General features: G+C 30.3%; 22 protein-coding genes and 1 other RNA gene. 14 read left to right on the top strand and 9 right to left on the bottom strand.

Features of this window, described 5'->3' with window-relative positions; genetic code table 11:
• The first annotated feature begins 160 nt into the window (after nucleotides 1-160).
• Nucleotides 161-2,041: a molecular chaperone DnaK gene (dnaK, locus tag ABWP60_RS08835; RefSeq protein WP_353151453.1), complete on the top strand. Its 1,881-nt coding sequence runs from the start codon at nucleotides 161-163 to the stop codon at nucleotides 2,039-2,041.
• A 107-nt stretch (nucleotides 2,042-2,148) separates the two neighbouring features.
• Here dnaK and ABWP60_RS08830 read toward each other — a convergent pair whose 3' ends face one another.
• Nucleotides 2,149-3,030 carry a hypothetical protein gene (locus ABWP60_RS08830; protein WP_353151450.1) on the bottom strand — a complete coding sequence of 294 codons (882 nt, stop codon included), beginning with the start codon at nucleotides 3,028-3,030 and terminating at the stop codon, nucleotides 2,149-2,151.
• Between the two features lie 64 nt (nucleotides 3,031-3,094).
• Nucleotides 3,095-3,976 (bottom strand): Brp/Blh family beta-carotene 15,15'-dioxygenase, encoded by an 882-nt coding sequence (locus ABWP60_RS08825; RefSeq protein WP_353151447.1) that lies wholly within the window; start codon nucleotides 3,974-3,976, stop codon nucleotides 3,095-3,097.
• A 114-nt stretch (nucleotides 3,977-4,090) separates the two neighbouring features.
• Here ABWP60_RS08825 and ABWP60_RS08820 point away from each other — a divergent pair, with 114 nt between their 5' ends.
• The 4 genes from ABWP60_RS08820 (at nucleotide 4,091) to ABWP60_RS08805 (ending at nucleotide 8,233) form a co-directional block, all read left to right on the top strand.
• Nucleotides 4,091-4,804, top strand: coding sequence for a bacteriorhodopsin-like (locus ABWP60_RS08820; protein WP_353151444.1), 714 nt, complete (start codon nucleotides 4,091-4,093; stop codon nucleotides 4,802-4,804).
• Nucleotides 4,805-4,900: 96 nt separating this feature from the next.
• On the top strand, nucleotides 4,901-5,497 hold the full coding sequence (locus ABWP60_RS08815) for a hypothetical protein (protein WP_353151441.1): 597 nt from the start codon (nucleotides 4,901-4,903) through the stop codon (nucleotides 5,495-5,497).
• 860 nt (nucleotides 5,498-6,357) lie between these two features.
• The gene (locus tag ABWP60_RS08810; protein WP_353151437.1) at nucleotides 6,358-7,275 is read left to right on the top strand and encodes a hypothetical protein; all 918 of its coding nucleotides are present in this window, start codon (nucleotides 6,358-6,360) and stop codon (nucleotides 7,273-7,275) included.
• 7 nt (nucleotides 7,276-7,282) lie between these two features.
• On the top strand, nucleotides 7,283-8,233 hold the full coding sequence (locus ABWP60_RS08805) for an NAD(P)H-dependent flavin oxidoreductase (protein ID WP_353151434.1): 951 nt from the start codon (nucleotides 7,283-7,285) through the stop codon (nucleotides 8,231-8,233).
• A 185-nt stretch (nucleotides 8,234-8,418) separates the two neighbouring features.
• Here ABWP60_RS08805 and ABWP60_RS08800 read toward each other — a convergent pair whose 3' ends face one another.
• On the bottom strand, nucleotides 8,419-9,354 hold the full coding sequence (locus tag ABWP60_RS08800) for a malate dehydrogenase (protein WP_353151431.1): 936 nt from the start codon (nucleotides 9,352-9,354) through the stop codon (nucleotides 8,419-8,421).
• Nucleotides 9,355-9,644: 290 nt separating this feature from the next.
• Between ABWP60_RS08800 and ABWP60_RS08795 the strand changes: the two genes are divergently transcribed.
• The 4 genes from ABWP60_RS08795 (at nucleotide 9,645) to ABWP60_RS08780 (ending at nucleotide 16,282) form a co-directional block, all read left to right on the top strand.
• On the top strand, nucleotides 9,645-12,434 hold the full coding sequence (locus ABWP60_RS08795; RefSeq protein ID WP_353151428.1) for a gluzincin family metallopeptidase: 2,790 nt from the start codon (nucleotides 9,645-9,647) through the stop codon (nucleotides 12,432-12,434).
• 203 nt (nucleotides 12,435-12,637) lie between these two features.
• Nucleotides 12,638-15,040, top strand: coding sequence for an alpha-ketoacid dehydrogenase subunit alpha/beta (locus ABWP60_RS08790; RefSeq protein WP_353151425.1), 2,403 nt, complete (start codon nucleotides 12,638-12,640; stop codon nucleotides 15,038-15,040).
• A gap of 97 nt (nucleotides 15,041-15,137) precedes the next feature.
• On the top strand, nucleotides 15,138-15,977 hold the full coding sequence (gene prmA, locus ABWP60_RS08785) for a 50S ribosomal protein L11 methyltransferase (RefSeq protein WP_353151422.1): 840 nt from the start codon (nucleotides 15,138-15,140) through the stop codon (nucleotides 15,975-15,977).
• A 29-nt stretch (nucleotides 15,978-16,006) separates the two neighbouring features.
• The gene (locus ABWP60_RS08780) at nucleotides 16,007-16,282 is read left to right on the top strand and encodes an ATP-dependent Clp protease adaptor ClpS (protein WP_353151419.1); all 276 of its coding nucleotides are present in this window, start codon (nucleotides 16,007-16,009) and stop codon (nucleotides 16,280-16,282) included.
• 30 nt (nucleotides 16,283-16,312) lie between these two features.
• Here the strand turns inward: ABWP60_RS08780 and ABWP60_RS08775 are convergent, their stop codons facing one another.
• The 3 genes from ABWP60_RS08775 to ABWP60_RS08765 form a co-directional block, all read right to left on the bottom strand.
• Nucleotides 16,313-16,582 carry a heavy-metal-associated domain-containing protein gene (locus ABWP60_RS08775; protein WP_353151416.1) on the bottom strand — a complete coding sequence of 90 codons (270 nt, stop codon included), beginning with the start codon at nucleotides 16,580-16,582 and terminating at the stop codon, nucleotides 16,313-16,315.
• A gap of 74 nt (nucleotides 16,583-16,656) precedes the next feature.
• The gene (locus ABWP60_RS08770) at nucleotides 16,657-17,070 is read right to left on the bottom strand and encodes a YeeE/YedE family protein (RefSeq protein WP_353151413.1); all 414 of its coding nucleotides are present in this window, start codon (nucleotides 17,068-17,070) and stop codon (nucleotides 16,657-16,659) included.
• Nucleotides 17,070-17,636 (bottom strand): YeeE/YedE family protein, encoded by a 567-nt coding sequence (locus ABWP60_RS08765; protein ID WP_353151410.1) that lies wholly within the window; start codon nucleotides 17,634-17,636, stop codon nucleotides 17,070-17,072. Before ABWP60_RS08765 ends, ABWP60_RS08770 begins: the two co-directional genes overlap by 1 nt.
• A gap of 150 nt (nucleotides 17,637-17,786) precedes the next feature.
• On the opposite strand from ABWP60_RS08765, the gene ABWP60_RS08760 reads away from it, so the two are divergent.
• From ABWP60_RS08760 to ABWP60_RS08745, 4 genes are read left to right on the top strand one after another with little or no spacing between them, the layout of a single operon-like run.
• Complete coding sequence (locus tag ABWP60_RS08760; RefSeq protein ID WP_353151407.1) at nucleotides 17,787-18,266, top strand: DUF4199 domain-containing protein; 480 nt, start codon at nucleotides 17,787-17,789, stop codon at nucleotides 18,264-18,266.
• Between the two features lie 2 nt (nucleotides 18,267-18,268).
• On the top strand, nucleotides 18,269-18,736 hold the full coding sequence (locus tag ABWP60_RS08755; RefSeq protein ID WP_353151404.1) for a 2-dehydro-3-deoxyphosphooctonate aldolase: 468 nt from the start codon (nucleotides 18,269-18,271) through the stop codon (nucleotides 18,734-18,736).
• A gap of 41 nt (nucleotides 18,737-18,777) precedes the next feature.
• Nucleotides 18,778-19,596: a 3-deoxy-8-phosphooctulonate synthase gene (kdsA, locus tag ABWP60_RS08750; protein ID WP_353151401.1), complete on the top strand. Its 819-nt coding sequence runs from the start codon at nucleotides 18,778-18,780 to the stop codon at nucleotides 19,594-19,596.
• Between the two features lie 24 nt (nucleotides 19,597-19,620).
• Nucleotides 19,621-20,472: a hypothetical protein gene (locus ABWP60_RS08745; protein WP_353151398.1), complete on the top strand. Its 852-nt coding sequence runs from the start codon at nucleotides 19,621-19,623 to the stop codon at nucleotides 20,470-20,472.
• Nucleotides 20,473-20,541: 69 nt separating this feature from the next.
• Here ABWP60_RS08745 and ABWP60_RS08740 read toward each other — a convergent pair whose 3' ends face one another.
• On the bottom strand, nucleotides 20,542-21,978 hold the full coding sequence (locus tag ABWP60_RS08740; RefSeq protein WP_353151395.1) for a sugar MFS transporter: 1,437 nt from the start codon (nucleotides 21,976-21,978) through the stop codon (nucleotides 20,542-20,544).
• A 140-nt stretch (nucleotides 21,979-22,118) separates the two neighbouring features.
• Nucleotides 22,119-23,321, bottom strand: a complete 1,203-nt coding sequence (locus ABWP60_RS08735; RefSeq protein ID WP_353151392.1) for an NAD(P)-dependent oxidoreductase — start codon at nucleotides 23,319-23,321, stop codon at nucleotides 22,119-22,121.
• 174 nt (nucleotides 23,322-23,495) lie between these two features.
• Here ABWP60_RS08735 and ssrA point away from each other — a divergent pair.
• Nucleotides 23,496-23,897, top strand: a transfer-messenger RNA (tmRNA) gene (ssrA, locus tag ABWP60_RS08730).
• Nucleotides 23,898-24,216: 319 nt separating this feature from the next.
• On the opposite strand, the gene ABWP60_RS08725 is transcribed toward ssrA, so the two are convergent.
• Nucleotides 24,217-25,068, bottom strand: a complete 852-nt coding sequence (locus ABWP60_RS08725) for an aldose 1-epimerase family protein (protein WP_353151389.1) — start codon at nucleotides 25,066-25,068, stop codon at nucleotides 24,217-24,219.
• Between the last annotated feature and the right edge of the window lie 31 nt (nucleotides 25,069-25,099).

Genomic DNA, 25,099 nt, shown 5'->3' with positions numbered 1-25,099 from the left:
ACCAACACGTTAGCAAAAAATGAAATGACACAATGTCAGATATTTTTGCCATACAAAAGAAATACTGCCAATTTTATACCTATATAATTATTGGCACAAAACTTGACTTATCCAAAAAGAGTTTAAAAAATAAACCGAATAAAATTTAAAATTAAATAAAATGAGTAAGATTATTGGAATCGATTTAGGTACAACCAATTCTTGTGTTTCTGTAATGGAAGGTGGAGAACCAGTTGTAATTGCTAATGCAGAAGGAAAAAGAACAACACCCTCTGTAATTGCATTTGTAGAAGGTGGAGAAATTAAAATTGGAGATGCTGCTAAAAGACAAGCGGTAACTAACCCAACTAAAACTATTGCATCTATCAAAAGATTTATGGGTAACAAGTACTCGGAAAGTGCTAAAGAGGCTTCTACTGTTGCTTACAAAGTAGTTAAAGGTGATAACGACACACCACGTGTGGATATTGATGGTCGTTTGTATACGCCACAAGAATTATCTGCAATGACTTTGCAAAAAATGAAAAAAACTGCTGAAGACTATTTAGGTCATTCAGTTTCAGAAGCAGTAATTACTGTTCCTGCATATTTTAACGATGCACAACGTCAAGCGACTAAAGAAGCTGGTGAAATTGCAGGTTTAAAAGTAATGAGAATTATCAATGAGCCAACTGCTGCGGCATTAGCTTATGGATTAGACAAACAAGGTACAGATCAAAAAATTGCAGTATTCGATTTAGGTGGAGGAACTTTTGATATTTCTATCTTAGAATTAGGAGATGGTGTTTTTGAAGTATTATCTACTAACGGAGATACACACTTAGGTGGTGACGATTTTGACCAAGTAATTATCGACTGGTTAGCTAACGACTTTAATGCTGCTGAAGGTTTAGATTTAAGAAAAGACCCAACGGCGTTACAACGTTTAAAAGAAGCGGCTGAAAAAGCGAAGATTGAATTATCTGCTTCTGCTCAAACAGAAATTAACTTACCATACGTTACAGCTACGGCTTCAGGACCAAAACACTTAGTACAAACATTAACACGTGCTAAATTTGAACAATTAGCTGATTCTTTAATCAAGCGTTCAATGGAACCAGTGGTTAAAGCGTTAAAAGATGCTGGTTTATCTGTTTCTGATATTGATGAAGTGATCTTAGTTGGAGGTTCTACTCGTATCCCAGTTATCCAAGAACAAGTGGAAAAATTCTTCGGTAAAAAACCATCAAAAGGAGTAAATCCTGATGAAGTTGTTGCGATTGGTGCAGCTATTCAAGGTGGGGTTTTAACTGGTGATGTAAAAGATGTATTGTTATTAGATGTTACACCTTTATCATTAGGTATTGAAACTATGGGTAATGTAATGACAAAATTAATTGAGTCTAACACTACTATACCAACAAAAAAATCTCAAGTTTTCTCAACGGCTGCAGACAACCAACCAAGTGTTGAAATTCACGTTATTCAAGGTGAAAGAACAATGGCAGCGGATAACAAAACTATTGGACGTTTCCATTTAGATGGTATTCCACCAGCAGCAAGAGGTATTCCTCAAATTGAAGTAACTTTTGATATTGATGCTAATGGTATCATTAAAGTTTCTGCAACTGATAAAGGAACTGGAAAATCTCACGATATTCGTATCGAAGCCTCTTCTGGTTTAACAGCTGAAGAAATTGAGAGAATGAAAAAAGATGCTGAATTAAATGCTGAATCAGATAAAATTGCTAAAGAAACGGCTGATAAAGTAAATGAAGCAGATTCTATGATTTTCCAAACGGAAAAACAATTAGCTGAATTTGGTGAAAAATTATCAGAAGATAACAAAACAGCGATTAACTTAGCTTTAATTGAATTAAAAATGGCTTATGAAGCAAAAGATGTTGCTGCAATTACGCCTGCTTTAGAAAAAATCAATACGGCTTGGACAAACGCATCTGCTGAAATGTATAACACTGGAGACGCTCAAGGAGGTGCGCAAGCAGAACCTCAAGCATCAGGTGACACAACACAAGATGTAGAATTTGAAGAAGTAAAATAATTTACGAGTTACGAAGAAAGATTTTCGAGTAAACCTTAAATTTAAATTGAAAAAAACCGAGTAAGAAATTACTCGGTTTTTTTATAATTGATATTCAAAAAAAAAAACTAAATATTAGTTTGAAGTTTTCCGTACTTATTGTGTATAAATAAAATTATAATTCCAAATACTACAGATAAAACTAATAAAATTACATTTAAAATTCCTTCTGTATTAAAAGATAGTTTAATCATAATTGTAGAAATTATAAAACCTGAATTTCTAATTACAGTACTAAACTTGTCAGAATGCAAAAATGAAAACAGCAAAATTAAAACATCCACTAAAATTAGAACCGTAAAAAAATCTTCAAAGAAAATTTTATTAATATCTTCAAATTTATACACTAATGCATTTACTGAAAAGAAACTTTTTTCTATCCAATTAATAAAGCTATATAAAGAAAGAAACAATAAAATAGGTATTAAAAATGAAGCAATTTTGTTTTTAGTCAGAATAAATCTTTCTATTTTTTCATTAATTACTACATTCTTTTTTTGCATATCGCTTAATCTGTAAAAAATAAAGATTAGAAAAAACAAAACTACAACAGCAATTATATCATATAAGAAAATTAAATCGTACTTAACAGCAAACCAATTGCTGGTAAGTTCTAAATTAGAAATATCTTTAAAAATTCTTCTAATAATAATTAATAAAATAATTTCATATTGTTTACCTATATATATAGTAGTAGATTTTGGAAGGTAATAAACTAATAAATACACTTCATAAATAAGTATAAAGGAGAACGGCGTGTAAATAGCAGCTATAGGATTGTTAAATAATTTTGAAAGTAATTCAAGATGAATAAAATCAAGTTTATTTAGAAAAATAAACATCAAATGAATTATAAAAGCAAAAATAGAAATGTAAATAATTAAATGTTCACTCTTCTCTTTGAACTTTTCATTTAAAAAAAAGTTGAATATCGATTGTATTTTCTTCATAACATAATTAATTTATTAAATGAAACAATAGTTGCTAACCTAGATATAATAAAGTGTTAGTAGTCTACTTTTTAACCATGGCAAAAATAACTACTACATGCGGAAATGTTATTGAAGCTAAAAATACAAAAAACATAGCATTAAAATGTTTAATGTCATTAAGAAAAAAATAAAAAACAGCCAATCCAATTAACGAAATAAACCAATACAAAGCTGCTGCTTTGATGTACTTTATAAAATTTAATTTTGAATAGTCTCCATACAAAAAAGTAATTTGATCAATAATTGAAGGTAAACTATGCCAAAGAATAAAATAAATTGTAAATCCCCAGATAAGTGAAGAAACTTTAAATATAATTACAAAAACCAATAGAAAAAACAACTCCTTAAATAGCGTTTTTGTTAATTTTTTTAAATTCAGAAATAAATAAATATATCCAACACTAAATAATGTCAAAATACCATACAAACTATATTTGATATAATTTGGCGTAATTTCAACAGAAGTAATATCAAAAATAATATCTCGCACTTGTTTGCAATGAAACTCAAACAAGAAAAACAGAATTAATAAACCATGAAGCAATTGAATACTTTGAACTATTACTTTGTTTTTATGATTATTTAAAAAACGTAATTGTTGTTCTCCAAAATGATATCCACTTATTAAAATGAATAAAAACAATATTAAAGCAGGAATCAAATAAAACAAAAAAGAACAAATACTAATTATACCAATATAAAAACTAAGAATTTGTAAAAAAGAATACGCTCTTTTTTGTAATAATATATTCTTAACAATCATAATGTCGTTGCCGCCATGTAAGATTCCAAAACTCAAAATTAAAGAAAAACCAGAAAATATTTGATTTTCAATAGAAATAAATGAAGTTAACCACAATCCGAAAAAGCTAAGTATAATGGCGGTTTTATAATAATTTTTCATTTCTGTTTACTCTTTTTTTAAAATTAATAAACAAAAAAGTTTGTTTATTAAAAATTATTATTTTAACTTTGATAAAACAAATTAACATTTATTATTAACTAAAAACAAAAAATTATGAAAAATTTATTATTAATTTCAAAAATGTTACCGAATGATTACGTAGGTTTTACATTCTTCGTAGGATGTATGGCTATGATGGCAGCTTCTGCTTTTTTCTTTTTATCATTAAATCAATTTGATAAAAAATGGCGTACTTCAGTATTGGTTTCAGGATTAATAACATTTATTGCAGCAGTTCACTATTTCTACATGAAAGAATATTGGGCTGGAGTTGGAGAATCACCAACATTTTTTAGATACGTTGACTGGATTTTAACTGTGCCGTTAATGTGTTTAGAGTTTTTCCTAATCTTAAAAGTTGCTGGTGCAAAAACAGATTTATTATGGAAAATGATCGGTTTATCTGTAGTTATGTTAGTAACTGGATACTTAGGTGAAACGGTTTACAAAGATTCAGCTGCTTTATGGGGTGGAATTTCAGGATTAGCTTATTTTGTAATTGTTTACGAAATATGGTTAGGATCTGCTTCTAAATTAGCAAAAGCTGCTGGCGGAAACGTATTAGCTGCTCACAAAATCTTATGCTGGTTTGTATTAGTAGGTTGGTCTATTTATCCTTTAGGATACATGATGGGAACAACAGGTTGGTACAATTCAGTAATTCCTTCAGGAAATATTGATATTGCTTACAACATTGCTGATGCTATCAACAAAATTGGATTTGGTTTAGTTATTTATAACTTAGCTGTTCAATCTCAAAAAGACTAATTCTTTTTAAAATATAAATTAAAACCGCCAAGTTATTCCTTGGCGGTTTTTTTTATGAAAATTATTTTGTACTTTGGTATCACTAAAATTTTCATAATGAAAAATATACTACTTACCTTGATACTTCTTATAACTACAGCTAGTTTGGCACAAAAACCTAAAACACCTGTAAAAGTAACTTCCACCGCTTTAGCAACTTTTGAAAATTTAAAAGCCGAAATTATTACCGAGGGTGGCAAACAAAAACTAGCGATATTACTGGATAATGCTGGAAAAAAGGAAACCATTATCCTAAAAGAAATAACTACAAATGACAAAGCACAACAACCCACAAATTTTAAAATCAAATCGTTTACTATTGCAGATGTAAAATTATATCATTTTAGTTATACAGAAAATATCTTAACTGAAACCAAATTAAAAAAAGAAAATGCTTTAATCACTTCCAACGAAATATGGGAACTATCCACAACTAAACTAAAAATTTTTGGAAACATACAAACAGTGAGCCAAATAAATGAAATTCAATTTTTAGATAAAAATAAAACAGCATCTCAAACCATTGACAAAACAAGAAAAGAAGGATTTGAATTCACTCTAACTAAAGATTTTGAAATTCATTTATCTACAAAAACTCAAATTAATAAATACAAATTTAATCCTGTAACGCGACGTTACGATCCAAAAAAATAAAACTACATAAATACAGCGTTTTTAAATCACTATTCATTGTTATATTCGCGCACAAAATCTATAGTATATTTGATTAAGCTTATCACCCAAAAAATATATTATTCATCCAAACTTTAATAACAAACCAATCAATTAGTATATATCTACTTATGAAAAATAAAATGCTTTATTTTTATGGTTTTGCTTTTGTATTATATTTGTTTCTATATATAAATACTTTAAGTTATAATTATGTTGAAGGCGACGATGCATGCACCATTCTATATCATCTATGTGGAAGAAATTTAAACATTCAACAGCCTTATGCTGTATATAATTCTGGATTTGATTACTTATTAAGTTTTGTGGAAAATAAAGAATCAAAATTACTTTTATTTTCATTACATATTTCGTTTTTTTCAGGGCTTGTTATCTATTTATTAATTGGTTATTTCCTTAGTTTAATCTTTGAGGTCAACAATAATTTAATTTTATTTCTTTGTCTGATACCGTTTATAATTCCAGAGTTAATATTCTTAAACTTAATACTAAACACTACAAATCTTGGTTTTCTTTTTGCCTTATTATCTTTGATTTTTTACTGGAAATATATTTCAAATTATAAGCCTTATCATTTTATTTTATCAACTTTATTTATAGGAATTGCCATTCCTTTTAGGTGGTCAATAATTATTTTTTACCCCGTTTTTATTACTTTCTATTTTTTAAAAAATAGTAATAGCACTATTAATTATAAAAAAATATTCCAATTAACTTTCCTACATTTCATAATATCCTTTGTTATTGGTTTGGTATTAATAAGAATTACCGGATATAATTTTAATGATTTTGTTGATATTGTTTTTTGGGGCAATAACTATATGGAGAAAGCAGAAAGGTCTAAACTTCATTTACTAGCTATGGGAATAAGTTTCTTTACCATTCCATTCTTGTTTTTACTTTTATTTGGAATAATACATATAATTAAAAATTTTAACGAAAAAACAATTAACAAAATTGTGTTTTTATTTAGCAGTATTTTTCCGTTTTTAATACTAGGCTTTTTTCCATCTTTAAAATATTCAATAAGTTTAATTCCAATGATATTAATTTTGGCATATTGGGGTTTTAATTTAATTATACAAAATAAAAAAAATACAATTCTTTTTTATTTTTCATTACTATTTATTTGGTTTATTGGTGTAAAAATCAATACCGACTCGCTTACGTTTGGAGATGGTTTTAACCAAAAAAATAGTATAAATATTAATAAAAAGTATTTATTTAAGTATAATGTTGATGAAAGAATTAAGATTAATAAGGTATATTTAGATTTTGACGGCGGATTTTATTTACCTACACCAGAAGGTCCTAGACCTCTGTTTGGATACTTTTATGTGGTTTTCGCGAATTTATGGAAAAATAATTTTGATAAAATAAGTCATAATGAAAATCAAATCGTAAAAGATGTAATTAAGAATAAAAACAAGTCGATTATTCAGTTAAAACCAAATGAATTTATCCAATGTAAACTAATAAATGAAGGCTACCTTCCTAACAAACCTTTTACTTATAATTCAAAAACTAAAGAATTTTATAGAAATTTTATAAACAAAAATGATACGATAAAATTACTTTCCATTCCAAACGGCGTATCCAAAGAAAAATATATTGTAGCGTATATTAATAAAAATCAAAAAGTATATTTCGTTAGCTATTCCTCAAATTTTATTATTTATGCACTTTCGAATTGTGCAAACACAGCGTTTATTAATGCTAATACTATTTATAAAAAATAAACTAATCATGCAAAAACCAAAATTAACCGAAATATTAAATATAAAGTATCCTGTAATTATGGCACCTATGTTTTTGGTGTCCAATACAAAAATGGTAATCGAAGGCATGAAAAGTGGTGTAGCAGGATGTATTCCAGCCTTAAACTACAGAACATTAGAAGAGTTACGAATTGCGATTATTGAACTAAAAAACGCAAAAGTAGAAGGCGGCAGCTTTGGTTTTAATTTAATTGTGAATAAATCCAATATTAAATATAAAGAGCAATTGCGCATTTTATGTGAAGAAAAAGTCGATTTTATTTTAACATCATTGGGTTCACCAGAAGAAACGATTCATGAAGCGCATAAAGTAGGTATTAAAGTATTTTGTGATGTTACCGATTTAAGTTTTGCAAAAAAAGTGGAACGTTTAGGTGCTGATGCCTTGGTTGCAGTAAACAATCTTGCTGGTGGACACAGAGGAAATATTTCTCCTGAAGATTTAATCAATCAATTAAATGAAGGCACTTCCCTACCCGTAATTTCAGCAGGTGGTGTAAGTAAAAAATCGGATATGGACAAAATGCTTGCTTATGGTGCCATTGGCGTTTCTGTTGGAAGTCCGTTTATTGCTTCAATAGAAGCTGGTGTTTCGCAAGAATACAAGCAAGCTTGTGTAAATTATGGTGCTAAAGACATTGTAATGACCGAACGCATTTCTGGCACCCCTTGTTCGGTAATAAATACACCTTATGTTCAAAAAGTAGGCACAAAAACCACTTGGCTGGAACAAGTTTTAAACAAAAACAAAAGTTTAAAAAAATGGGTAAAAATGCTTCGTTTTTATATTGGTATGAAAGCTACAGAAAAAGCCGCTACAGAAGTAACATACAAAACAGTTTGGGTGGCAGGTCCTAGTATTGAAGGCACCCACGCTATTTTACCTGTTGCAGAAATTGTAAAAAAACTTACGATTTAATAGGTACGAAACTAAATTTTGCTACAAAAGCGTATGATATAGAGAAAAGGAGTTTGAAAATTTAACCGAAAAGTTCGCAAGGTTTTTCGCAAAGAATGAAAAAAATCCGCTAAATCTGCGTACCTATTCAAACAAAAAAAGCCTGAAAGAAATTCCTACAGGCTTTAAATTAAGTTAAAAAGTGTTTATGATAAAACCGCTTTTAAGTCGCCATTCATAGCTCTAACCGCTTCTGCAGATTTTGAAAAAGTGGCTTTTTCTGTGTCGTTTAATTGTACATCAACAATTTCTTGTACGCCGTTTTTACCAATAATACATGGTACACCTAAACAAATATCTGATTGTCCGTACTCGCCTTCTAATAAAACAGAACAAGCAATCATTTTATTTTGGTTATTTAAGATAGAATCTACTAAATACGCTACAGAAGCTCCTGGAGCATACCAAGCTGAAGTACCTAATAAACCTGTTAATGTAGCTCCACCTACCATAGTGTCAGCTGCTACTTTATCCAACGCTTCTTGGGATAAATAATTAGATACTGGCGCTCCATTGTAAGAAGCCAAACGTGTTAAAGGAATCATAGTAGTATCACCATGACCACCAATAACCATACCTTGTACGTCATTAGCTGGTTTGTTTAATGCTTTTGATAAATAATATTTGAAACGAGAGCTGTCTAAAGCACCACCCATTCCAATGATTCTATTTTTTGGTAAACCAGTAGCTTTTAAAGTTAAATACGTCATAGTATCCATAGGATTAGAAACTACAACTATAATGGTATTTGGAGAAAATTTTAAAATATTTTCTGCTACAGATTTTACAATTCCAGCATTGATACCAATTAACTCTTCACGAGTCATCCCTGGTTTTCTTGGAATTCCAGAAGTAATTACTACTACATCTGAATTAGCTGTTTTAGAATAATCATTTGTTACTCCAGATACTTGTGTATTAAATCCTGTAGTTGTAGCACATTGCATAATGTCCATTGCTTTTCCTTCAGCAAATCCTTCTTTAATGTCTAATAATACTACTTCACTTGCAATTCCTCTGTAAGAAATTACGTCAGCACATGATGCACCTACATTTCCTGCACCTACTATTGTTACTTTCATTGTTTAAATTATATTGAGTTGTTATTTTTTACAAAAATATTGATAATGAAACAATTTTACGTTATTTCACGATTATTTTTTTGTGATTTGTTTATCATTTGTGCTAATTTTAACAAAATTAATTCTTGCTTAAAAAGAAATAGGATTTTTTTGGTCTTCTTTTCATTTTTTCAAAAAACTTTACTATTTGGAACAGAATGAAACCATAGTTAATTATTAGTAAATATTAAACTGTTTTCTTAGGTTAGTATCCTTTTTTTTTACTAATATTGACTACTTTAAAGAAAAATATGGCTAAAATCAGAATCATTTTGTTAATTTTATTTGCGCTACAATCATTTTCCCAAAATGAAATTACTATAGAAGCAAAACTCCTTGAAAACGGAAAAATAATTTCTGTTTTAGAAGAAATTACGATTAAAAACACTTCAAATGATGTGCTTACTGAAATTGCCTTAAACGATTGGAATCACGCTTTTTCTAGTAAAAATTCAGCATTAGCAAAAAAGTTTTCAGATGAATTCAATAGAAGTTATCACCTATCAAGCAATATAGATCGAGGCGGAACGAATATAATTGCGATTACTGATGGAAATAAAAAGTCGATATTGTATTTCAGAAAACCAAATCAAATTGATATTGTTATCATTCCTCTAGAAAAACCTTTAGCTAGCGGAGAATCTACAAAAATTAATATAAGTTACGAAATTACATTACCCAATTCAAAATTCACAAAATTTGGCTATTCTGAAAACAAACTATACTTAAGAAATTGTTTTTTAACGCTTTCTAGATTTCATTCCGAACATCAAAGTGAAGAAAATAGCGAGGATTTAACAACTGAAATTTCTTCGTATAATATTGAACTTCAACATGATAACTTTTTCGTCAGTTCTGATTTAGAAATTGAAAAAAAATCTGAAACTACTTCGAAATTAACTGGAAGTTCTAGAAACAATTTTGTAATTGTACTTGAAAAGAAAAACAGCTATGAAACTTTTAAAAACAATGAAACAACAGTTATAAGTAATCTTAAATCTATCGATTTAAGTGCAAACCAAAGAATGCAAATAATTGATAAAATTTCCAATTATGTTGAAGAAAATTTAGGCAAATCGGCACAACACAAAATAATGGTTTCGCAAGAAGACTATGATAGAGAAGCGTTTTATGGCTTAAATGAATTACCCTCATTTATTTCTCCATTTAATGATGATTTTATATTTGAACTAAAATTTTTGAAAACGTATTTGAATAATTATTTAATGGCTAATTTGAAAATTAATTTCAGAAAAGACCATTGGATTTTGGAAGGTATTCAACATTATTATTTAAAAAAATATATTGATGATAAGTATCCAGAAAGTAAAGCTTTTGGAAAACTAGCTCGATTTAAAATACTAAAAAACTACAAGATAATTTCAATGAATTTTACCGAACAATTCATTTATAATTATTTATTAATGGCTCGAAAAAATATTGATCAAGCCGTTGGAACTGATAAAAATACACAAATAAAATTCAATGAAAGAATAGCAGGAAAGTTTAAATCTGGACTTTCGCTTCATTATTTGAATGCGTATTTAGGAGAAAATTATTTAGAAAACTCAATTAAACAATATATAGAAATAAATAAATTCAAATATACTGATAGTCAAATTTTTAAAGAAATTTTAGAAAATAAATCAAACCAAGATTTAAGTTGGTTTTTTTACGAATTAATATATTCCAGAAATAAAATTGATTACAAAATTATTCACGCCAAAAAAACAAATGATTCGATAGAAGTATCGATAAAAAATGTAGGCGATGCCAAAGTTCCTATTTCTATTTCAGGATATAATAAAAATAAATTAGTAAGTAAAAATTGGATAGAAAATCATTCCGATATTTTTAAATTTTCAATAAAAAATGATAGCATAACCAAGTTAATATTAAATGATGCGTATGAAATTCCCGAATTAAACAACAATAACAATTCGTACAAATTAAAAAACCGATTTTTAGGAAACCGAAAAATAAGATTTACTTTTTTTAAAGACATTGAAAACCCAAAATACAACCAAATATTTTTTGTGCCCACAACCGAATTCAATTTGTATGACGGATTGTTATTGGGTATGAATTTCAATAACAAATCAATAATTGACAAACCATTTATTTACGACATTACACCAAATTTTTCTTCAAAAACAGGAACACTAGCTGGAAGTGCCGGATTTAGCTTTAACAAACTAAACCGAAACAGCACTCATTTTAGCACTCGATATGCTATTTCAGGAACTCGTTTGCACTATGCTCCAGATGCTTTTTACACTAAAATTACGCCAAGTATAAATTTCAGATTTAGACATCCAAATTTCAGAAAAAATGAAGGTGAAGGATTTTTAATACGAAATGTTTATGTAAACCGAGAAAAATCAAATATTGTTTCTACTAAAAATTCAGAAAACTATTCTGTTTTTAATTTACGATATGGATATGCTACTAGCGAATTAATAGAACAATTTTCTTATGGAACAGATTTTCAACTTTCAAAAGGTTTTGGAAAAATTTCGGGGCAAATTCAATACCGAAAACTTTTTGAAAACAATAGGTTTATCAATTTAAGAGCTTTTGCTGGTGTTTTTACACATAACGATACCTCAAATGATTTTTTTAGTTTTGGAATCGATCGCCCTTCAGATTATTTATTTGACTATGCGTTAATTGGTAGAAGCGAAAGTACCGGCTTGTTTAGTCGTCAATATGTTAACGCAGAAGGCGCCTTCAAATCTAAATTTGCTACTCGATATGCCAATCAATATATTCTATCTGCAAATGCTAGTTATGCCATTTGGGATTGGATTGAAGTTTATGGCGATATTGGTACATTTAAGAATGAAGGACATAAACCGCAATATATTTACGATAGTGGGATTCGCTTAAATTTTGTACAAGACTATTTCGAATTGTATTTACCCATATATTCTTCTAATGGCTTTGAACTTAACGATAATAATTATAGTGAAAGAATTCGATTTATCATTACTTTGAGCCCAAAAACATTAACCTCTTTATTTACCAGAAGATGGTTTTAAATTTATTTAATTTTCAAACAAAAATTCAGTTTCTTATATTGTAATTTATATGCATTATTCGTAAATAATAGTTACTATTTTGAAATTATAATACGTTTTTTACAGCCAAACACCAATATTTTTGTTCATTATTCATAAAAATAATCCTTACGTAGTAACATTTCGTTTTTTTGTTTAAATTTGTAACATAGCAATGTAGTATTATGAGCAAAACTAAAACGGCAGAAACATTATCTTTCGAAGATTTCAAAAAAGAAGTTTTAAACGATTTCAAAATCGCTTCGGTTAGTCGTGAATGCAGTCTTTTGGGACGAAAAGAAGTCCTTACTGGAAAAGCAAAATTTGGGATTTTTGGCGATGGAAAAGAAGTGCCACAATTGGCCTTAGCTAAAGCCTTTCAAAATGGTGATTTTCGTTCAGGATATTACCGTGACCAAACGTTTATGATGGCTATTGGCGAATTGTCAATCGTGCAGTTTTTCGCAGGGTTATATGGGCATGCCGATATTAATTTTGATCCAATGAGTGCAGGACGTCAAATGGGTGGGCATTTTGCTACACATTCGTTAGACGAAAACGGAAATTGGAAAAATTTAACCCAACAAAAAAACTCAAGTGCAGACATTTCTCCTACTGCTGGGCAAATGCCACGTTTATTAGGTTTAGCACAAGCATCAAAAATATACAGAAATGTTACTGAAATCCCTACAGAAAATAATTTTTCAGTACAAGGAAATGAAGTAGCATGGGGAACAATTGGAAATGCATCTACTTCAGAAGGGTTATTTTTTGAAACCATAAATGCTGCAGGTGTATTACAAGTTCCAATGGTAATGAGTGTTTGGGATGATGAATATGGAATTTCTGTACACGCCAAATATCAAACTACAAAAGAAAACATATCCGAAATATTAAAAGGATTACAACGTGATGAGGCAAACAACGGGTACGAAATTTTCCGTGTAAAAGGTTGGGATTATCCAGCGTTGGTTGACACCTATCAAAAAGCAGCTGAAGTTGCAAGAACTGAACATGTGCCTGTTTTAATTCACGTAAACGAATTAACACAACCACAAGGCCATTCTACTTCCGGTTCACACGAACGATACAAAAACGCTGATCGATTGGCTTGGGAAGCAGAATTTGACTGTTTGGCGCAAATGAAAAAATGGATGATTGTTAACAATTTGGCTTCAGTCGAAGAATTAGAAGAAATAGAATCGGCATCAAAAAAAGAAGTTTTAGAGGGTAAAAAAGAGGCTTGGGCAAATTATTTATCTGCTATAAAAGAAGATCAAGTGGCAACAGTTGCCATATTAAATCAAGTCGCACAAAACTCAGAAAATAAAGTTTTCATTGAAAAATATGCGACAGATATTGCTGCAATAAAAGAACCAATTAGAAAAGATTTATTAGTCGTAGCTAGAAAAGTGTTAAGAATGCTTTCTGGGGATGACAGAGCTAATTTAGCTACTTGGATTTCTAATTTCATGGCAAGAATTCAACCCAAATACAGTTCGCATTTACATTCAGAATCGAAACAAAATAGTGCTTCAACTACTGAAGTAAAACCAATTTATGATGAAACAGCTGAAGAAGTAGATGCTCGTTTAGTATTAAGAGACAACTTCGATAAAATTTTTGCAACCTATCCAGAAACTTTGGTTTTTGGTGAAGATGCAGGAAATATTGGCGATGTAAACCAAGGTTTGGAAGGCATGCAAGAAAAATATGGCGAAATGCGTGTTTCAGATGCAGGAATTCGTGAAGCAACTATTTTAGGTCAAGGTATTGGAATGGCGATGCGTGGTTTACGTCCGATTGCGGAAATTCAATATTTAGATTATTTGCTATACGCCATCCAGATTATGAGTGACGATTTGGCTACTTTACAGTACAGAACACATGGACGTCAAAAAGCACCATTAATTATCAGAACTCGTGGACATCGTTTAGAAGGTATTTGGCATTCGGGTTCTCCAATGGGTATGATTATTAATGCCATTCGTGGAATTCACGTATTAGTACCAAGAAATATGACCAAAGCAGCCGGATTTTATAATACCTTATTAAAAACCGATGAACCTGCTTTAGTAATTGAATGTTTAAATGGCTATCGTTTAAAAGAGAAAATGCCAATCAACTTAGGGGAATTTCAAACGCCAATTGGTGTGGTAGAAACCATTAAAGAAGGAAAAGATATTACGTTGGTTTCTTACGGTTCTACCTTAAGAATTGTAGAACAAGCCGCAAAAGAATTATTAGAAAACGGAATTGACGCTGAAATTATTGACATTCAAAGTTTATTACCTTTTGATATTTCTCACGATATTGTAAAATCAGTAGCAAAAACGAATCGTTTATTAGTGATTGACGAAGACGTTCCTGGTGGTGCAAGTGCATTCATTTTACAAGAAATTATTGAAAATCAAAATGCGTACAAATATTTAGATAGCGCACCGCAAACCTTAACTGCTAAGGCGCACCGCCCAAGTTACGGAACGGATGGGGATTATTTTTCTAAACCAAGTGCCGAAGACATTTTTGAAAAAGTGTATGAGATGATGCATGAAGCAAATCCGAGCAAGTTTCAGAAGTTGTATTAATAAAATAAACAAGCTTCTATTTCCTAATATTCCTTGCTATGGTAAAACATAAACCAAATAAGGAATATAAGTAAATCTAAGTTTTAAATAAATCCAAATGGCAAACACCTACATCGCATACCATTTTACAATTGAACCTGCAGAATTGGGTTCGCAAATATTAATAGCACAATTAGAAGAAACCGCTTTTGAAAGTTTTGAAGAAACCGAAGAAGGTGTTTCGGCTTACGTTCAAAAAGACGTTTGGTCTGAAAATATTTTAAATGACATTGAACTTCTTTGGAATGAAAACTTCAAAATTTCCTATTCCACAAACGAAATTGAACCCGTAAATTGGAACGAAGAATGGGAAAAGAACTTCTCTCCTATTGATGTGGACGGAATTTGTCACGTTCGTGCGCCTTTTCACCCGGCAACTAATGCCAAATATGAAATCGTAATTGAGCCAAAAATGAGTTTTGGAACAGGTCATCACGAAACCACACATATGATGATTCAACATCTTTTAGAATTAGACGTTACCAACAAAAAAACCATCGATATGGGTTGTGGTACTGCCATTTTAGCCATTTTAGCTGAAATGAAAGGCGCACAACCTATTGATGCCGTAGATATTGATAATTGGTGTTACTTAAACTCCATTGAAAACGCGGAACGTAATACTTGCAAACACATTTCTGTATATGAAGGCGATGCCTCTTGGTTAAATGATGGTCAGAAATACGATGTGTTTATTGCCAATATCAATAGAAATATCTTATTAAATGATATGGCGACATACGTTAACTGTATGAATGAAAAGGCTTTTTTGTTATTAAGCGGATTTTACACAGAAGATTTTGAAGCCATCAATGCGTGTTGTGAAACATTAGGACTGACATTTGAATCAAAAAAAGAAAGAAACAATTGGTTAGGTTTGAAATATTATAAAAATTAGTAATTTTACATTATAATAAATTATTAGTTATGAGTAAATTAACAGAAACATTAGAAGAAGTATTAGTTGAAGAAGCCATTGGTGTTAACAACGAAATTGTTTTATATAACGATGATGTAAATACTTTTGATCATGTTATTGAATCACTAGTTAAAATTTGCGACCATACTTGGGAACAAGCAGAACAATGTGCTATTTTAGTACATTATAAAGGACAATGTACTGTAAAAACAGGAGAATTAACAAAACTAAAACCACAATGTGCTTCCTTGCAAGATGCGGGTTTAAGTGCTGTAATCATATAAAAAAATCGACCAATTGGTCGATTTTTTGTTTTAAGAGGTTATTTTTCCAAAAGCACAACTTACATACGATTTGGCTTTGGAAGTTAAAGTATTGGCTTCACCGTCTTCGGGATAACCAATATCGGCTAACGTGTTCTTTACTACCTCTAAAGTGTGTTCCTCTGAATACTCAAACGTAACGGAATTATCTTCCACTTCTATACTAACTTCGGAAACATCATCTAGAGAATTAAGTTTTTTTGAAATCGTATTGGCACAACCACCGCATTTTAAGTTTTGGATATGAACTGTTGTTTTCATTGCTAATGATTTAGACTATAAATTTACGTTAATTTTAAAGATGAATAGGTGATAAATATCACTTTAACAAAAAATTAATGAGGTAATTTATTTTTTAAAACACCATAGATATAGGTTCCTAATAAAGCGCCAATCAATACAACCAAAATAGACAAAACACCATTTCCTATTAAAATAAAAATAGGTCCCGGACAGCAACCCACTAATCCCCAACCTAATCCAAACATCGTACCTCCAATAATATATCTGGAATAGGAAAAATCTTTATCTTGAATTTTTATTTCTGCGCCTTTAAAACCTTGAATTTCTTTCTTTTTAATAATTATTATGCCGCAAACACCCACAAAAATAGCCGTTGAAATTATGCCATACATGTGAAAACTTTGAAACATAAACATTTCATATATTCTGTACCAAGAAACCGCTTCTGCTTTAGTTAAAACAATTCCGAAAACGATGCCAACTATAAAAAACTTTACTAACTTCATTAGGAACCAAAAATTAAAGGGATTAAAAAATGTGCCGAAATTAATCCGCCCAGAAAAAAGCCTATTACTGCAATTAAAGAAGGTATTTGTAAATTACTCAACCCAGAAATAGCATGACCAGAAGTACAACCACCAGCGTAAGGAGTTCCAAAACCAATTAAAAATCCACCAAATAGCAAAACAAAAAATCCTTTTAAGGTAAATACATTCTCTAGACTAAATAAAACATCCGGACCTAATTTACCATTAGGTACATCAATATTTAATTGTTGTAAACTGGCAATTGTTTTTGGATTAATTTGTAGTACACGTGTATGATCCATCAAAAAGTAAGACGCAATAAAGCCTCCTACTATTGCACCCAAAGCTATAGATATGTTCCATTTTTGTTCCTTCCAATCAAAATCAAAATATTCAATTTTCTTTTTAGCAAATGTCATGCTACAAATATTTCTTAAGTTAGATGACATCCCAAACGTCTTACCAAAATAGGTTAATACCAACATGATAAGTCCAATTAAAAAACCAGAAATAGCCCAGTGCCAAGTACCTTGAATTACTTCCATAATTTGTAAAATAGTATTTAATGAATTACTATATTTGTTTTCGATTTTAAGTATGACTGTTTTGTACAAAAAATTATACAAATGAAATACATTTAGAAACAGCTATTTGCTGTTGCAGATTTTTTTAAACTGACTTCAAAGATACAAAAAATGAATAAATTTAAAATAGAACTTAAATGGGCAATATACTACACTTTTTTAGGAATTATGTGGTTTCAACTAGAAAAAAATTTAGGGTTTCATGATACAAATATTGCCAATCATCCTTTATTTACGAATTTAATATTTATTTTAATATTCGGAATTTACATTCTTTTTTTATTAGATAAGAAAAAAAACTTTTTCAATGGAATTATGACATGGCAACAAGGGTTACTTTCTGGTGTGATTTTAGCTATTTTCGCTTCGATTTTAACTCCCTTTGCTCTATATTTTTCTTTAAAGTATGTCAATCCAGATTTTTTTAAAAATATGATTAACTATTCTGTTTCTAAAGGGATGAAACTAGAAAATGCAGAAGCTATGTTTGATATAACCGCATATATGATTTTTGCAACTTTTGGAACGCTATCTTTTGGTATCATATTTGCAGCATTAGCAGCATTACTTGTAAAAACAAAAAATAAATAATCATGAGAAAATTTAGCCTCCTTAGTATCCTACTTGTACTTTGCGTATCCTGTGTTAGTACAAAAAACACCATTCAAAATATTGATGACACCGCTGTATTACCTAAAATTATTGCGGGACAATTTGAATTAGCAGAAACAGCCAACGATATGCAATACGGATTTAGCGAATTTTATCCTATTAATCTAGGTTTTTCAACATATGAAAACAGCAACAACCAAAACGTGAATCGTTTTTTCAATAGTTTTACTGGGGTCAACGGCGAAAAAGTAACCTATAAAATTATAGAAACCTGTTGTCCGTTTCCTAGTAAACACAATAAAATGGGTGCCGGAACTTTAGTATTGTATGAAATATATTTAGACGGTGCACCTTCTAATAAAAAAATATACATCAACACATTTGAAAAAGGTAAAATAATGTGTCCAAAAGGATTTTTAATTAAAAAAACAGCATCTTCTGATAACTAAACTCTTAACTTTATTATCTTTGCACCTTAAAATTCAACAAAATGAACTTAGACCATATTCCACAAATTAAACATACAAATAGCGGTAACTTTTTCGTTTTAGCTGGACCTTGCGCCATTGAAGGTGAAGAAATGGCATTACGAATTGCAGAAAAATTAGTAACCATTACAAATAATTTGCAAATACCATTTGTTTTTAAAGGAAGTTTTAAAAAAGCTAATCGTTCTAGAATTGATAGTTTCTCTGGAATTGGAGATGAAAAAGCACTAAAAATATTAGAAAAAGTATCAAAAGAATTTGGTGTACCAACCGTTACGGATATTCATACCAACGAAGATGCTGCTATGGCGGCAACTTATGTAGATGTATTGCAAATTCCAGCGTTTTTAGTTCGACAAACAGATTTAGTAGTAGCTGCAGCCAAAACAGGCAAAACAGTAAACCTAAAAAAAGGACAATTTATGAGTCCGGAAAGTATGAAACATGCTGCACAAAAAGTGAAAGATTGTGGAAACGATAATTTTATGATTACCGATAGAGGTACGATGTTTGGGTATCAAGATATGATTGTAGATTTTAGAGGCATTCCAACTATGAAAGAAATTGGAACTACTGTATTAGACGTAACACATTCTTTACAACAACCAAATCAAACCAGTGGGGTTACAGGAGGTAGACCTGATATGATTGAAACTATTGCCAAAGCAGGAATTGTAACTGGTGTAGACGGAATTTTTATTGAAACTCATTTTGATCCAGCAAATGCCAAAAGCGATGGCGCAAACATGTTACATTTAGACTATTTTGAAGGATTAATGAGAAAATTAGTAGCCATAAGACAAACTATTAACAAATTTTAACTCATACAATTACAAAAAACCCAAATGAAAAAAATTGTAACGCTTGTTATTGTTTTACTTTCTATAACAAGTTTCTCACAAACTGAAATTTCAGTTGATTTCCCAATTCAAAAAGAAAAATATACCGCACATAATAAAGGAAAATTCTTTTTTTACTGGGGAGGAAACAGGGGCTACTACTCTACTTCGGATATACGATTTACTGGTTCTGATTACGATTTTACATTAAATAATGCAACTGCGCACGACCGACCAAAAGGCTATCATATTGATTATATAAATCCTTCAAAAATCACCATACCTCAAACGAATTTTAGAATGGGTTATTTTTTTAATGACCATTATAATATTTCTATAGGATGGGACCACATGAAATATGTGATGTATCAAGATAAAGTAGTTAGTTACAGCGGAAATTATCCCAACGAAGGTACATTTGGTGAAAGTTTACCTGGAAATCAATTATTATTAACTGAGAATTTTTTAACATTTGAACATACAGATGGTTTAAATTATATTCATCCTGAGATAACTCGTGTGGATGATATTTCGAATTGGTTAAGTTTACCAAATACAGATAAGTTTCAAATTAATTTATCAGAAGGTTTTGGTGCGGGCGTTTTATTACCTAAAACCAATACAAAATTATTTGCCAAAGAGAGATATGATGAATTTCACTTATCCGGATTTGGTGTTTCTGCGAAAGCAGGATTGACCTTTACTTTTTATAAACATTTTTTCATACAAACCGAATTGAAAACAGGTTATATTGAAATGAATGACATTAGAACTACCTACAGTACAGCAGACAAAGCCCAACAAAACTTCTGGTTTTTAGAAAGCACGATTGCTTTTGGAGGTATTTTTAAAATTTAAAATTCAGACTAATTAAAAAGTCCGTCAGAGTAATCTGACGGACTTTTTATTATTAAAACTTAAGGATTTTTAATGCCCTCCTGATATTTTTTTATCAAAATTAATTCCTTGATTTTTTAATATTGCACTTACTTTCCATGCATAAAATGCTAAATAAGCAAAGCAAATAACCCCTACGATATAACTAGTTTGAATGGTTGTTTCGTCTGCAACATATCCTTGTAGCAAACTTACAAATCCACCACCCATAATCATCATAATTAAAAAACTACTACCTTGACTAGTATGTTTACCAAGTCCACTAACGGCTAATGTAAAAATACAAGGCCATAATGTACTACAAAACAACCCAACACTAGTAAAAGCGTAAACACTAACCATTCCGTCAGTTGACATACCAACTAATAAAGCCACTATTCCTAAAGCAGAAAAAATCAAAAGCATTCTTGCTGGATTTCCTTTACTAGCCATATCAGCTGCAATTAATACCAATATAATTAATGCATATACATAAAATGGAGTTAAATCATGTTTAGCAATAGCATTTACAAATAAAAACACCCCAAAAGCTAAATACGGAGCAATAAAACGTAATATTTTTTGTAAATTCATTTTGTCTGTAAAGGCTTCAACTGCTCCAGTCCATCTTCCAATCATTAAACTTGCCCAATACAATGAAATATATGGTGCTATGTCTTGAGTTAAAAAACCTAAATTCTTTTCCATGTAAGCTGGTAAATTACTAGCTGTTGAAACTTCCACACCAACATAAACAAAAATTGCTATCATCCCCAATACCAATTGCGGATATTTTAATGCTGAACTTCTTACTGTTGCAGCTTCAGTTTCAGACTCAACAATTGCTTGAGGTTTATCTGGTAAAGATGAAAATTTTAAAAATACCGCTACAAGTAAAAAAGCAGCTCCTAAAATTAAATATGGGATTTTAACACTTTCAATACTCATATTAGTATCCGAAGAAGCAGAAGATCCAAAAATGGCAAAACTTACAATAAGTGGACCAATGGTTGTTCCTAAATTATTAATTCCTCCTGCTAAAGTTAATCTCTGTGAACCAGTAGTTATAGGTCCTAAAGCAATTGCTAAAGGATTTGCTACAGTTTGTTGTAATGAAAAACCTAGTGCAACAGTAAATAATCCAGATAACATTAATGGGAACGAACCTGTATTTGCAGCAGGATAAAATAGTAAAGTACCAATTGCTGAAATTAACAAACCTAATGCTAAGGAGTTTTTATATCCAATTCTATTAATTAAATCGCCTTTGGTAAGATAAGAAATTAGCAAATACAATAATGAACCAACAGTATAAGCAATATAAAATGCTAAGGATACTAATTGACTTTGCAACTGTGTTAAGTCAAACGTTTTTTTAAATACGGGAATTAAAATATCATTACTTGCTGCAACAAATCCCCAAAAAAAGAATACGGTTACTAAAGGAATAAATTGTGCCCAATTGGTTTGTTTGTTTTCTGAATTCATAGTAGTAGTTTGTTATATTGTTTTTTTTTTAAATTAGTTAATTGCGAAATAACAAAATATTATGTCATTAATTTAAAAAAACAAAAAAAATAACGAAAACGAAATAGTTAAATTTTATAAGGTTAATTTAAACTAAATGATTATTTTTCCTCTAAATAATCTTGCAAATACGAAAATCGCGGGGTTAGTTTTCCGTTTTCAGTAATTTTAGCTCTAGCTAAAACCCCAGAAGCATCTCCGTTAAAAAAAGCAGGAATTACATGTTCTAAAAACATTTCACCAAAACCTTCACTGGCGTCTTTTGGTAATTCACAAGGCAAATTATCTACTGCCATTACCACAATAGCACTTGGATGAAACATATCTACTTCTTTATGTGCATTAGCCAAATAGCCATAATTTGGATTGGCAATAGTACTTGCTCTAATAGTGCAAGCAATTGGCCCAGCGATATCACAAGAAATATCAGCAACTACTTTAATTTTACAATCGGAAGCAGCCAACATTTCACGAGTCAAAATTTCAGGAGCACCATTTCCATAAAAATGTCCAGCCATAAAAATATCTGAAACTTTAGTAAAACGCTCGAAATTTGACTTGTAATTTTCTGGATTTGAATAAAAATCTGCTTTATCAAAAACCACATCCTCTTTGTGTATGTTGTAATCTTGTATATCAATCATGGTATACACAGGATAAGTATATGTTTTGGATAAGTAATCTGCTACAGAAACTTGTTTGATTTTCATACCATCTAGCATTTCTTTGGCACCAAAGGCTACTTTTCCTTTCCCTGTTAGTACAATTTTTATTGGTGGTAAAATAGGTTTTTTAAGTTGTGAAATCAAGGCATCTTGATTCACTAATGTTTCTGCTTTTGGTAATGAAAAAATCTCGAATTTTAATCCGAATGCTCTAATTCCGTTGTAAGCCCCTACAATTCCTGCATATCTTCCAAAACCAATTAATCGCGTATTTTTTTCATTTACAACTGTTTCGTGATCATATAAATCAATATTTTTATCAATACAAGCTTGAAGTAAATTCCTATTATAAGCTTGTTTCTTAATCGTATGTGAAAAGAAAAAGTATTTTTTATTAGGAAGTAATGCATCAACCGGAACTTCCTTTACACCAAGTAATACGTCACAATCTTCCAAATTTTCTGATACTTCAAATCCGTTTTCTATATATTCAACATCTGTAAAAACGCGTATATCAGAACGTTCCACTTTAAATTCAGCATTAGGAAACTGTTTTTTTACAAGTAATAGTTCTGAAGGGGAGAAAACTACTCTTCTATCAGGCGGATTTTTTCTTTCTTTAATAATTCCGAATTTCATTTTATTAGGTTTAGGGCTTTTAAGTTTAATTGACGCAATTTACTGGTATAACGTTACAAATATAACATTTTTGATTTTGAGTAAAAACTTTTATGCTTGAATAATTTATTGTAATTTTGACATCCATTTGATTGTATAGTGATTTGTTAATCATTCACAGAATCAAATAAAAATGGGGTCGACTGGTTTTGACAGCAAGTGGCACTAATTAGTAAGCATGTCGAGCATTGTATTTTTGGCTCGTTAATATCAATGATACACACTTTTTAAACGGCGAAAATACTTACGCTTTAGCTGCATAATCCGAATTATAGTACGATAATGCCAAGTCCCAACCAGGTTGGGAAGCTGGATTTCTCTCAAAAGCCTTGGTTTGTGGCGGTTGATTAAGAGGAATGGTAAAAATAAACCTAGGAATGGTAAAACTTTAAATCCGCTCTGACATTTATAAAGTTAAGCAAATAGTGGCTGTTTTTGGCCAAGCTATTTTGTCGAAAATCTAAACAAAAACTAAACATGTAGAACGCTTTTTGATGGCTTGTTTGGACGAGAGTTCGATTCTCTCCGACTCCACTTTCTAGAACCAAAAACCACTCACTTTTTTTGAGTTGGTTTTTGTGTTCAAAAGTTCTAAAAATAATCCATAAACTTCTTAGGACATATATTTAATTAGAATATTATCTCAAATCAACTGTTTTCTTTTCCTAAAACACATTTCAAACATTAACATAATTTTTTTTAACAAAAAAAGCCTGCTCAATTTTTTGAGCCGGCTTTAAAATTTTATTTAGAATTGATTATTTCTTAATCACTCGAAGAGATTTAGCTGCTCCCTTTAACATAGAATTACAAAAGAAAATTTCATTGCTGTGGAAGAAAATTATACGCTAAACACCTATTCTAAAATTTCAATTCTTATAGCACGTAAAAAATCTTCACCCGCCGGTAAATGATTCATGCCTTCTTTTTCTTCTAAATTTCCGTTATGATTTATGTCATCTGCCAAACCACACCATGGTTCAATACATAAAAAAGGTGCATTTTGTTTGGTCCAAATTCCTAAATAGGGAAAATGATCGTAATTTACTTTTAAAATCGTTTTATCTTTATTTTTTAAAGTAACCTCATTTGAATTTAATTGTTTAAAAACCAACGCATCTTTTTCGAATAAAGCATAATTTAAAGCAATAGAGTTGTTTATTGTATCAACCAAAGTGGTTTTGCCATTAAAACTTTCATTTTCTAAATGATGGGTTTCGAAAAGGTCTTTTTTATTAAATTGTAAGGAATAATTTTCAAAATTTCCTTCAATTGCAAAAGCAGGATGCGCGCCAATAGAAAACGGCAGTACTTCATCTGATTGATTTCGCAAAAAATATTCCATTACTAGTTCGTTACCGATTAAGGTGTAAGCCACTAATAACTTAAATGTAAATGGATACATTGCCTTTGTTTCTTCGGTTTCATTAAGTTCGAAAATAACTTGAGAATCACTTTTTTTATCGAAAGAAAATTCCAAGTTTCTGGCAAATCCGTGTCGTGGAAGCTGGTAGGTTTTTGCGTTAAAGGTATAACTATCATTTTTCAGACGACCAACAATTGGGAATAATATTGGTGATGTCTTATTCCAATACATTTCGTCCACTTGCCAAATGTAGTTTTTGTTATTCTTTACTAGTGAAATTAATTCAGCTCCTAAAGTATTTATGGTTGCTGTAAGTTGTGAATTGGAAATTGTTATATTCATTTTATATTTTTTTAAACACAGATTATAGAAA

This window comes from Flavobacterium sp. (genome assembly GCF_040402895.1).
GTDB lineage: Bacteria > Bacteroidota > Bacteroidia > Flavobacteriales > Flavobacteriaceae > Flavobacterium.
Note: the sequence above shows the minus strand (reverse complement) of the source record. Positions and strands in the feature narration are given on the sequence as shown.